This is a genomic window from Streptomyces sp. NPDC015661 (genome assembly GCF_043077765.1).
In the GTDB taxonomy this organism is placed as follows: Bacteria; Actinomycetota; Actinomycetes; order Streptomycetales; family Streptomycetaceae; genus Streptomyces.
On record NZ_JBIBST010000008.1, the window covers coordinates 499,452 to 510,915 of the forward strand.

Sequence of the window (11,464 nt, forward strand, 5' to 3'; positions counted from 1 at the left end):
GGACTTCCCCCATGGGACGGCGATCCTACTTGCAGCCCCCACCGGCCGTCCCCGGTAGGGTGGCGCGCGCATCGTGCGCAACCGCGAATCAGAACGGGCGCAACCGCGAATCCGACGGGCGCAACCGCGAATCAGGGGGTCCACACACGTGAGTACGACCGCAGCGACCGGCTTCTGCCGCGTCACCGTCGTGGCGCCGGACAGCCGCATCGACGTCGCGCTCCCGGAGGACATCGCCGTCGCCGACGTCTACCCGGAGATCCTGCGCCTCACCGGCCAGACCCAGGCGGCCGGCACCCCGACCGGCTACCACCTGGTCCGCCGCGACGGATCCGTCCTCGACGGCGCCCGCACCCTCGCCGCCCAGCAGGTCCTCGACGGCGAGGTGCTCTCCCTGCGCCCCTTCGCCCAGTCCCTGCCGCCGGCCGTCTACGACGACGTGTCCGACGCCGTCGCCTCCGCCGTCACCCGCGACCGGCACCTGTGGAGCGACGAGCTGCTGCGCGGCGCCGGACTCGTCGGCGGCGTGCTGCTCCTCGTCCTCATGGGCTTCGTCCTCTGGTTCGCCGACCCGGTCCGCCACGACATGCACAGCCTCCCCGGGATCATCGCGGGCGCCGCCGGCCTCCTCCTCACCGCCTTCGCCGGCGTCCGCGCCCGCGTCTACGCGGACCGGGCGACCGCCGTCGCCCTCGGCCTCGGCGCCCTGCCGCTGCTCCTCATCGCCGGCTCCGGCATCATCGCCGCCGACGCCGGCCAGGGCCCCGGCCGCCTGCAGTTCCTGCTCGGCTGCGTCACCGTCCTCGTCGCCTCCGTGGCCCTCGTCGCGCTCACCCCCAGCGGTGACGCCCCCTTCGTGGCCGCCACCTTCCTCGCCGGCGTCGGCACCCTCGCCACCTTCCTGATGATCCTCACGGAGGCCACCGCCACCGAGGCGGCCGCCGCCTGCGCCCCCGTCGCCATCGGCCTCGTCGCCTTCCTGCCCGGCCTCTCCGCCCGTTTCGCCCGCCTCCCCATCGGCTACGCCGCCCCGCGCAGCGCCACCGACGACGAGTTCCTCGGCGACCCGCAGCAGGGCGAGGAGGCGCAGCCCGTCGACGGCGAGCGCATCGCGCTCCAGGCCCGGCGCGGCCACGAGATGCTCCTCGGCCTGGTCGGCGGCTGCGCGGCCGTCGTCGTCGGCACCGCCGCCGTCCTCGGCTTCGCCGGGAACGTCTGGGGCCAGCTCCTCGCCCTCACCGCCGGCCTCGCGATGCTGCTGCGCGCCCGGCTCTTCCGGTACACCTCGCAGGTCGCCTGCGTCCTCGTCGCCGGCATCGCCGCCATCGCGCTGCTCGTCCTCGGCCTCTCCCTCAACCCGCCGGCCGACCTGGTCAAGGACCTCCTGATGTACGGGGACCGCGGCGGCCTCGACATCCGTACGATCTGGCTGACCGCCGCCGTCGCCGCCGGCGCCGCGCTGATCACCGCGATCGGCCTGATCATCCCGAGGAAGGGCCTCTCGCCCTTCTGGGGCCGGCTGCTCGACCTGGCCGAGGGCTTCGTCCTGCTCTCCCTCGTCCCGCTCGCCCTCGCCGTCCTCGACGTCTTCACCCGGGTCCGCTCCCTCACCAGCAAGTGAGGCACCGGGCGACGGACCGCTCCGCCGCCCTGGTACGCTGTGTGACGGCCGTTTGTGTACGCGCTCCCGGAAAGCCCCCGAGATCACTCGGAAGCCTCTGGAAGCTGCGCCCATCGGACCTTCGCCCGTGAAGTCACGGAAGCTTCCCCTGAGACCCAGACCAGGGGCACTCGCGGGCGCACGAACACCTAGAGGAGATCCGCGTGGCTCTCGACGCCGCTGTCAAGAAGCAGATCATGGCCGAGTTCGGCACCAAGGAGGGCGACACCGGCTCCCCCGAGGTCCAGGTCGCCATGCTGTCCCGTCGCATCTCGGACCTGACCGAGCACCTCAAGCAGCACAAGCACGACCACCACTCCCGCCGTGGTCTGCTGATCCTGGTCGGCCAGCGCCGCCGCCTGCTGCAGTACCTGGCCAAGAAGGACATCCAGCGCTTCCGTACGCTGGTCGACCGCCTCGGCATCCGCCGCGGTGCGGCCGGCGGCGCCAAGTAAGACGCCGTAGAGGGAGCGGTTCCCACTTTCAGGGGGCCGCTCCCTTTGCTGTACGTGCACAAAGTGCGCATCGGCACTTAGTCTGGTCGCACAACCCCATACGACGAGCGCGAAGCCGCCGGCCAGCCGCCGGTCCTCGGTAGTGGCCCCCGGAAACGAATGCCCGGGTGCTTCGATCGAAGACCGGCCCGCACCCTAGGCGAGCTTCTCCGCCCCCGTCGCACACCGTCCCCGGCCACACGGGCCGAAGGACGCAAAGACGAACACGTAGGAGAAACCCATAGTGGAGAACGAGACCCACTACGCCGAGGCCGTCATCGACAACGGCGCCTTCGGTACCCGCACCATCCGCTTCGAGACCGGCCGTCTGGCCAAGCAGGCCGCCGGCTCCGCCGTCGCCTACCTGGACGACGACACGATGGTCCTCTCCGCGACCACCGCCTCGAAGCGCCCCAAGGACCAGCTCGACTTCTTCCCCCTGACGGTGGACGTCGAGGAGCGGATGTACGCGGCCGGCAAGATCCCCGGCTCCTTCTTCCGCCGTGAGGGCCGCCCCTCCGAGGACGCCGTCCTCACCTGCCGTCTGATCGACCGGCCGCTGCGCCCCTCCTTCAAGAAGGGCCTGCGCAACGAGATCCAGATCGTCGAGACGATCATGGCGCTCAACCCCGACCACCTGTACGACGTGGTCGCGATCAACGCCGCCTCCTGCTCCACGCAGCTGGCCGGCCTGCCCTTCTCCGGCCCGATCGGCGGCACGCGTGTCGCCCTGATCAAGGGCCAGTGGGTCGCGTTCCCGACGCACACCGAGCTCGAGGACGCCGTCTTCGACATGGTCGTCGCCGGTCGCGTCCTGGAGGACGGCGACGTCGCGATCATGATGGTCGAGGCCGAGGCCACCGAGAAGACCATCCAGCTGGTCAAGGGCGGCGCCGAGGCGCCGACCGAGGAGGTCGTCGCCGCCGGTCTCGAGGCCGCGAAGCCCTTCATCAAGGTCCTCTGCAAGGCCCAGTCGGACCTCGCCGCCAAGGCCGCCAAGCCCACCGGCGAGTTCCCGGTCTACCTCGACTACCAGGACGACGTCCTGGAGGCGCTCTCCGCCGCCGTCAAGGGCGAGCTCGCCCAGGCGCTCACCATCGCCGGCAAGCAGGAGCGCGAGACCGAGCTCGACCGCATCAAGGACCTCGCCGCCGAGAAGCTCCTCCCGGCCTTCGAGGGCCGTGAGAAGGAGATCTCGGGTGCCTACCGCGCGCTGACCAAGAAGCTGGTCCGCGAGCGGATCATCAAGGACAAGGTCCGCATCGACGGCCGCGGCATCACGGACATCCGTACGCTCGCCGCCGAGGTCGAGGCCATCCCGCGCGTGCACGGCTCGGCGCTGTTCGAGCGTGGCGAGACCCAGATCCTGGGCGTCACCACCCTCAACATGCTCCGCATGGAGCAGCAGCTGGACACCCTCTCCCCGGTGACCCGCAAGCGCTACATGCACAACTACAACTTCCCGCCGTACTCCGTCGGCGAGACCGGCCGCGTGGGCTCGCCCAAGCGCCGCGAGATCGGCCACGGCGCCCTCGCCGAGCGCGCCCTCGTGCCGGTCCTCCCGACCCGCGAGGAGTTCCCCTACGCGATCCGCCAGGTGTCCGAGGCCCTCGGCTCCAACGGTTCGACGTCCATGGGCTCGGTCTGCGCCTCCACCATGTCCCTGCTGAACGCCGGTGTGCCGCTGAAGGCCCCCGTCGCCGGTATCGCCATGGGTCTGATCTCCGAGGAGATCGACGGCCAGACGCACTACGTCGCCCTCACCGACATCCTCGGTGCGGAGGACGCCTTCGGCGACATGGACTTCAAGGTCGCCGGTACGAAGGAGTTCGTCACCGCCCTCCAGCTCGACACCAAGCTGGACGGCATCCCGGCCTCCGTCCTGGCCGCGGCCCTCAAGCAGGCCCGCGACGCCCGCCTCCACATCCTCGACGTGATGATGGAAGCGATCGACACGCCGGACGAGATGTCCCCGAACGCCCCGCGGATCATCACCGTCAAGATCCCCGTGGACAAGATCGGTGAGGTCATCGGCCCCAAGGGCAAGATGATCAACCAGATCCAGGAGGACACCGGCGCCGAGATCACGATCGAGGACGACGGCACCATCTACATCGGTGCCGCCGACGGCCCGGCCGCCGAGGCCGCCCGCGCCACGATCAACGGCATCGCCAACCCGACCATGCCGGAGGTCGGCGAGCGCTACCTGGGTACGGTCGTCAAGACCACCACCTTCGGTGCCTTCGTCTCCCTGCTCCCGGGCAAGGACGGCCTGCTGCACATCTCGCAGATCCGCAAGCTCGCCGGTGGCAAGCGCGTGGAGAACGTCGAGGACGTGCTCGCGATCGGCTCCAAGGTCCAGGTCGAGATCGCCGAGATCGACCAGCGCGGCAAGCTCTCCCTGATCCCCGTGATCGCGGACGAGGACGCCGAGGGTGACAAGGACGACGCTGCCAAGTGACGTCCCGTAGTTCCCGCGCGACGGCCCGCCCCTCTTCGGAGGGGCGGGCCGTCGCCCGTACCCAAACGCTTCTCCCGGGCAGGGACGGCATCGGCACGGTCCGCCGCACGACCCTCCCCGGCGGCCTGCGGATCGTCACCGAGACCCTCCCCTCGGTGCGCTCCGCCACCTTCGGCATCTGGGCGCACGTCGGCTCCCGCGACGAGACCCCGACGCTCAACGGCGCGACCCACTACCTGGAGCACCTCCTCTTCAAGGGCACCCACAAGCGGTCCGCCCTCGACATCTCCGCCGCGATCGACGCGGTCGGCGGCGAGATGAACGCCTTCACGGCGAAGGAGTACACCTGCTACTACGCCCGGGTCCTCGACACCGACCTGCCGCTGGCGATCGACGTCGTCTGCGACATGCTCACCGACTCGCTGATCCTCGACGAGGACGTGGACGCCGAGCGCGGCGTCATCCTCGAAGAGATCGCGATGACCGAGGACGACCCCGGTGACGTCGTGCACGAGCTGTTCGCGCAGACGATGTTCGGCGACACCCCGCTGGGCCGCCCGGTCCTCGGCACCGTCGACACGATCAACGCGCTCAGCCGCGGCCAGATCGCCCGCTTCTACAAGAAGCACTACGACCCGACCCATCTGGTCGTCGCCGCCGCCGGCAACGTCGACCACGCCACGGTGGTACGCCAGGTCCGCCGCGCCTTCGAGAAGGCCGGCGCCCTGACCCGTACCGACGCCCGGCCGGTCGCCCCCCGCGAGGGGGCGCGCACCCTCCGCACGGCGGGCCGTGTGGAGCTCCTCAACCGCAAGACGGAGCAGGCCCACGTGGTCCTCGGCATGCCGGGCCTGGCCCGCACCGACGAGCGCCGCTGGGCCCTCGGCGTGCTGAACACCGCCCTCGGCGGCGGGATGTCCTCCCGCCTCTTCCAGGAGGTCCGCGAGAAGCGCGGCCTGGCCTACAGCGTGTACTCGTACACCTCGGGCTTCGCCGACTGCGGCCTCTTCGGGGTGTACGCGGGCTGCCGGCCCGGCCAGGTCCACGACGTCCTGAAGATCTGCCGTGACGAGCTCGACAAGGTCGCCTCCGACGGCCTCACGGACGAGGAGATCACCCGCGCCGTCGGGCAGCTCTCCGGCTCGACCGTGCTCGGCCTGGAGGACACCGGCGCGCTGATGAACCGCATCGGCAAGAGCGAGCTGTGCTGGGGCACCCAGATGTCGGTCGACGACATGCTGACCCGGATCGCGGCGGTCACCCCGGACGAGGTCCGCGAGGTCGCCCGCGATGTACTGGAGCAGCGGCCCTCGCTGTCGGTGATCGGCCCGCTGAAGGACAAGCAGGCGGACCGCCTCCACCAGGCCGTCTCCTGATCGACAAGTCCCCTAAGGAAGAGCAATGAGCAAGCTGCGCGTGGCGGTCCTCGGAGCCAAGGGCCGCATCGGCTCCGAGGCGGTCAGGGCCGTCGAGGCCGCCGAGGACATGGAACTGGTCGCGGCCCTCGGCCGCGGCGACGGTCTGGAGTCGCTCACCGAGGCGGGCGCCCAGGTCGTCGTCGAGCTGACCACCCCGGACTCCGTGATGGAGAACCTCGACTTCTGCGTGCGCCACGGCATCCACGCGGTGGTCGGCACCACCGGCTGGACCGAGGACCGTCTCGCGCAGCTCAAGGGCTGGCTCGCGGCCTCCCCGGCGACCGGCGTCCTCATCGCGCCGAACTTCTCCATCGGCGCGGTCCTCACCATGAAGTTCGCGCAGATCGCGGCCCCGTACTTCGAGTCGGTCGAGGTCGTCGAGCTGCACCACCCGAACAAGGTGGACGCCCCCTCCGGCACCGCCACCCGCACCGCCCAGCTGATCGCCGAGGCCCGGTCGAAGGCAGGCTGCGCTCCGCAGCCCGACGCCACGACCACCGCCCTGGACGGGGCGCGCGGGGCGAACGTCGACGGCGTCCCCGTGCACGCCGTACGCCTCCGGGGCCTGCTGGCCCACCAGGAGGTGCTGCTCGGCGGTGAGGGCGAGACCCTCACGGTCCGGCACGACTCGCTGCACCACTCCAGCTTCATGCCGGGCATCCTCCTGGGCGCCCGCCGCGTGACCACCACTCCGGGCCTCACCTTCGGCCTGGAGCACTTCCTGGACCTGGGCTGACGGCCATGGGCGGAAAGATCACGTACGTCTTCCTGGCCACCGTGCTCGTGCTCGTCTTCGGAGTGGTGGCGATGGAGGGCGTCCTGCTCCTCCTCACGGGCGAGCCGGCCGCCATGGGCATGGGCGCCGTGGCGTTCCTGCTGCCCGCCGTCGGCGGCTGGTTCCTCTGGAAGAACACCAGCTTCGCGCGCCGGGCCAACCGCCTGGCCGCGGAGCTGGAGGCCGAGGGCGGCCTGCCCGTCGACGAGCTGCAGCGCACGGAGGGCGGCCGGATCCTCCGGGACTCGGCCGACGAGGTCTTCGCTCGGCGCAAGGCCGAGACGGAGGACTCACCCGAGGACTGGCGCTGCTGGTTCCGGCTCGCGGTGGCCTACCACGACGCCCGGGACACCCCCCGGGCGCGCAAGGCGATGCAGCGCGCCATCGCGCTCCACGAGGGGCGTCCGGTCAGCGCGTAGCGGCCGGGGCCGTGCCGTACTCGGCGGTCCAGGCCTCGACCGAGTCGGCCGCCCGGTCGAAGGCCTCGACCCGGGAGAGGAAGTCGGCGTTGTGGTCGGTGAGCAGCAGCAGCTGCTCACCACCCTGCCGGTCGAGCACCAGGGCCTGGCCCTGGACGGTACGGGGGAGTCCCAGCCAGCGGACCGGCTGCTGGGCGGTGCGTACGGAGGTCACCTTCGCCCAGGGCACGGTGACGGTCGAGAGGAAGCCCACGCGCCGCACGCCGGCGCGGCTCACCCAGGCGCCCATGCGCAGCGACCGCAGGGCGGCCGCGATGACGAGCGCGGCGATGCCGAAGGTGACGCCCGCGCCGCCGAAGGCACCGGCGAACGCGATGATCACGGCGGCGAGCAGGACGAACGAGGCGAGCAGCAGCGCGAGCGCCGCCGCCCCCACCCGCCACGAGCCCGGCCGGTACGGACGGCGCCACTGATCGTGGTCGTCGAACGGCAGGGCGACTTGGTCGGTCGTGTCAAAAGCACGGTCGGCCGTCAGAAAGGGCAGGGGCACGACAGGTCCTCACTCACAAGCACGCTCGAAGGGGCAGTGCCCGGTGAGGCTACCTCAGCGGTTGTCGGAGGCCTCGGACTGCTGCTGACGAGTGGCCGAGTCACCCGACTGGAGCGAGGGCATCCCGAAGATGAGGGACCCGACGAGGCCGGCCACGACGGTCAGCCCGAGCAGGCTGCGACCCACGATCTGCGAGGCACTGAGGCGCTCCCGGGGCGGTGGAGTGACGTTACTGCGGAAGTGGTCGGCCTCCGCGACGAACGCGAACGGTACGGCCTCTCGCCGGCGGAACATCAGAGCCACTCTCCTCATTTGTCGTCATGCGTCACAGGTACAGACGACGGAACAGACGTTTTGGTGCCCTTTTTCATCAAACCGGCCGTATCTCATCCTCCGGTAGGACGCGGTCGTGGGGGAGGTCGCAGCCATTGGAGGACTGTGCAGCCCGGTGCGGCACACATGTCCGAACACACGATGCGAAGTGTCCGTATTGCGACGTTTCACGAAGTTCATCTAGGCTGATCAAACGGACCCGGCGCTGCCTGAACCCCCGAGCAGGCAGCGCCGGGCTCCCTTTCTCCTGTCCCCCTAAGGGACACCAGGCGCTGAGCAGCGAGTAGCGTGTTACCCATGGCTCCGATCTCCACTCCGCAGACCCCCTTCGGGCGGGTCCTCACCGCCATGGTCACGCCCTTCACGGCGGACGGCGCACTCGACCTCGACGGCGCCCAGCGACTCGCCACCCACCTGGTGGACGCGGGCAACGACGGTCTCGTCATCAACGGGACCACCGGCGAGTCCCCGACCACCAGCGACGCGGAGAAATCGGAGCTCGTACGAGCGGTACTGGAGGCGGTCGGCGACCGCGCCCACGTCGTCGCCGGCATCGGCACCAACGACACCCACCACTCCATCGAACTGGCCCGCACCGCCGAGCGCGACGGCGCCCACGGCCTGCTCGCCGTCACGCCGTACTACAACAAGCCCCCGCAGGAGGGCCTGTACCGCCACTTCTCGGCCATCGCCGACGCCACCGGCCTCCCGGTCATGCTGTACGACATTCCCGGCCGCAGCGGCGTCCCGATCGACACCGAGACGATCGTCCGCCTCGCCGAGCACCCGCGCATCGTCGCCAACAAGGACGCCAAGGGCGACCTCGGCCGCGCCAGCTGGGCCATCGCCCGCTCCGGCCTCGCCTGGTACTCCGGCGACGACATGCTCAACCTGCCGCTGCTCTCCGTCGGCGCCTGCGGCTTCGTCTCCGTCGTCGGCCACCTGGTCACCCCGGAGCTCCGCGCCCTCCTCGACGCCCACCTCGGCGGCGAGGTCCAGAAGGCCACCGAGATCCACCAGAAGCTGCTCCCGGTCTACACCGGCATGTTCCGCACCCAGGGCGTCATGACCACCAAGGCCGCCCTCGCCCTCCAGGGCCTCCCGGCCGGCCCGCTGCGCCCGCCGCTCGTCGAGCTCTCCCCGGAGGAGACGGCCCAGCTCAAGGTCGACCTGGCCGCCGGCGGGGTAGAACTCTGACAACAGACTTCACAACTGAACACTGACAACAGCAAGTGCACGATTGTCATGCGCGCCACGTGCCCGACCGGTACGTGGCGCGCATGGTGAGGAGAGTCTTTTGAGTCATCCGCATCCTGAACTCGGCGCCCCGCCGAAGCTGCCCAAGGGCGGCCTGCGCGTCATCCCGCTCGGTGGCCTCGGCGAGATCGGCCGCAACATGACGGTCTTCGAGTTCGACGGCCGTCTGCTGATCGTCGACTGCGGCGTCCTCTTCCCCGAGGAGGAGCAGCCCGGCATCGACCTGATCCTGCCGGACTTCACCATCATCCGGGACCGCCTCGACGACATCGAGGGCATCGTGCTCACGCACGGCCACGAGGACCACATCGGTGCCGTCCCGTACCTGCTCCGGCTGAAGCCGGACATCCCGCTCATCGGCTCCAAGCTGACCCTCGCCCTCATCGAGGCGAAGCTCCAGGAGCACCGCATCCGCCCCTACACCCTCGAGGTGAAGGAGGGCGACCGCGAGAACCTGGGCCCCTTCGACTGCGAGTTCGTCGCGGTCAACCACTCCATCCCGGACGCCCTGGCCGTCGCCATCCGCACCCCCGCGGGCATGGCCGTCGCCACCGGCGACTTCAAGATGGACCAGCTCCCGATGGACGGTCGCCTGACCGACCTCCACGCGTTCGCGCGGCTCAGCGAGGAGGGCATCGACCTCCTCCTGTCCGACTCGACGAACGCCGAGGTCCCGGGCTTCGTCCCGCCGGAGCGGGACATCTCGAACGTCCTGCGGAACGTCTTCGCGAACGCCCCGAAGCGCATCATCGTGGCCAGCTTCGCCAGCCACGTGCACCGCATCCAGCAGATCATCGACGCCGCCCACGAATACGGCCGCCGGGTCGCCTTCGTCGGCCGCTCGATGGTCCGGAACATGGGCATCGCCCGCGACCTGGGCTACCTCCGGGTCCCGGCCGGCCTCGTCGTGGACGTGAAGACCCTCGACGACCTGCCGGACGACGAGGTCGTGCTGGTCTGCACGGGTTCCCAGGGCGAGCCCATGGCGGCCCTGTCCCGCATGGCCAACCGCGACCACCAGATCCGCATCGTCCCCGGCGACACGGTGATCCTCGCGTCCTCCCTCATCCCGGGCAACGAGAACGCGGTCTACCGCGTGATCAACGGCCTGACCCGCTGGGGCGCGAACGTGGTCCACAAGGGCAACGCCAAGGTCCACGTCTCGGGCCACGCCTCGGCCGGCGAGCTGCTGTACTTCTACAACATCTGCAAGCCGAAGAACCTCATGCCGGTCCACGGCGAATGGCGCCACCTGCGCGCCAACGCCGAGCTCGGCGCGATGACGGGGATCCCCAAGGACCACATCGTCATCGCCGAGGACGGCGTCGTCGTCGACCTGGTCGACGGCCGCGCCCGCATCACCGGCAAGGTCCAGGCGGGCTATGTGTACGTGGACGGCCTCTCGGTCGGCGACGTCACCGAGACCTCCCTCAAGGACCGCCGCATCCTCGGCGAGGAAGGCATCATCTCGGTCTTCCTGGTGGTCGACTCCTCCACCGGCAAGATCGTGGGCGGCCCGAACATCCACGCCCGAGGCTCCGGCATCGAGGACTCCGCCTTCGACGCGGTGATCCCGAAGATCGACCAGGCCCTCAACAAGTCGGCCCAGGACGGCGTCGTCGAACCCCACCAGCTCCAGCAGCTGATCCGCCGCACCGTCGGCAAGTGGGTCTCCGACACCTACCGCCGCCGCCCGATGATCCTCCCGGTCGTCGTGGAGGTCTGAGCCGCCTGACCAGCGCGTCACCGGAGCGGGGCCCCTCGATTTGCATCGGGGCGCCCCGCTCCAGTACGTTTACGGCTCCGCCAGATCGGGAAGTCCCCGGCGCCGACGTGCGCCCGGAGGAGGAACCGGGAGGCGGGAAATCCGACTCAGAACTTCTGATAAAGTCGGAACACGCCGGAAGGCCTCGAAGAAAAACAAATTCGGGACCGGAAAGCACCGAGGAAATCGGATCGGAAAGATCTGATAGAGTCGGAAACGAAGGAAGCGCCCGGAAGTCCTGGAAACAGGAACGAAGGAAGCGTCCGCACCTTGAGAACTCAACAGCGTGCCAAAAATCAACGCCAGATTAGTTGATACCCCGTCCATCTTCG

At 70.0% G+C, this 11,464-nt stretch carries 10 protein-coding genes; 8 read left to right on the forward strand and 2 right to left on the reverse strand.

Annotated elements, in window-relative coordinates; all coding sequences use genetic code 11:
* The first annotated feature begins 148 nt into the window (after window positions 1–148).
* The 6 genes from eccD to ACF07V_RS24230 all read left to right on the forward strand — a co-directional run bounded on the left by eccD (window position 149) and on the right by ACF07V_RS24230 (window position 7,227).
* Complete coding sequence (gene eccD / locus ACF07V_RS24205) at window positions 149–1,621, forward strand: type VII secretion integral membrane protein EccD (RefSeq protein WP_392157031.1); 1,473 nt, start codon at window positions 149–151, stop codon at window positions 1,619–1,621.
* A gap of 203 nt (window positions 1,622–1,824) precedes the next feature.
* Window positions 1,825–2,115, forward strand: coding sequence for a 30S ribosomal protein S15 (rpsO, locus tag ACF07V_RS24210; RefSeq protein ID WP_015036567.1), 291 nt, complete (start codon window positions 1,825–1,827; stop codon window positions 2,113–2,115).
* 283 nt (window positions 2,116–2,398) lie between these two features.
* Entirely contained in the window at window positions 2,399–4,615 is a 2,217-nt protein-coding gene (locus ACF07V_RS24215) for a polyribonucleotide nucleotidyltransferase (protein WP_392157032.1), read from the forward strand.
* Window positions 4,612–5,991 carry a M16 family metallopeptidase gene (locus tag ACF07V_RS24220; RefSeq protein WP_392157034.1) on the forward strand — a complete coding sequence of 460 codons (1,380 nt, stop codon included), beginning with the start codon at window positions 4,612–4,614 and terminating at the stop codon, window positions 5,989–5,991. The genes ACF07V_RS24215 and ACF07V_RS24220 overlap by 4 nt, the downstream gene beginning before the upstream one ends.
* A gap of 25 nt (window positions 5,992–6,016) precedes the next feature.
* Window positions 6,017–6,769: a 4-hydroxy-tetrahydrodipicolinate reductase gene (gene dapB, locus ACF07V_RS24225; RefSeq protein WP_392157036.1), complete on the forward strand. Its 753-nt coding sequence runs from the start codon at window positions 6,017–6,019 to the stop codon at window positions 6,767–6,769.
* 5 nt (window positions 6,770–6,774) lie between these two features.
* On the forward strand, window positions 6,775–7,227 hold the full coding sequence (locus tag ACF07V_RS24230; protein ID WP_392157037.1) for a hypothetical protein: 453 nt from the start codon (window positions 6,775–6,777) through the stop codon (window positions 7,225–7,227).
* Here ACF07V_RS24230 and ACF07V_RS24235 read toward each other — a convergent pair.
* Both ACF07V_RS24235 and ACF07V_RS24240 read right to left on the reverse strand, forming a co-directional pair.
* Entirely contained in the window at window positions 7,217–7,777 is a 561-nt protein-coding gene (locus ACF07V_RS24235) for a hypothetical protein (protein ID WP_392157039.1), read from the reverse strand. The two genes, ACF07V_RS24230 and ACF07V_RS24235, sit on opposite strands and share 11 nt — an antisense overlap.
* Window positions 7,778–7,831: 54 nt before the next feature.
* Window positions 7,832–8,071 (reverse strand): hypothetical protein, encoded by a 240-nt coding sequence (locus ACF07V_RS24240; RefSeq protein WP_351193305.1) that lies wholly within the window; start codon window positions 8,069–8,071, stop codon window positions 7,832–7,834.
* Between the two features lie 336 nt (window positions 8,072–8,407).
* Between ACF07V_RS24240 and dapA the strand changes: the two genes are divergently transcribed.
* Both dapA and ACF07V_RS24250 read left to right on the forward strand, forming a co-directional pair.
* Window positions 8,408–9,307, forward strand: coding sequence for a 4-hydroxy-tetrahydrodipicolinate synthase (gene dapA / locus ACF07V_RS24245; RefSeq protein ID WP_392157041.1), 900 nt, complete (start codon window positions 8,408–8,410; stop codon window positions 9,305–9,307).
* 100 nt (window positions 9,308–9,407) lie between these two features.
* Window positions 9,408–11,093 (forward strand): ribonuclease J, encoded by a 1,686-nt coding sequence (locus tag ACF07V_RS24250; RefSeq protein ID WP_392157043.1) that lies wholly within the window; start codon window positions 9,408–9,410, stop codon window positions 11,091–11,093.
* The last annotated feature ends 371 nt before the right edge of the window (window positions 11,094–11,464 follow it).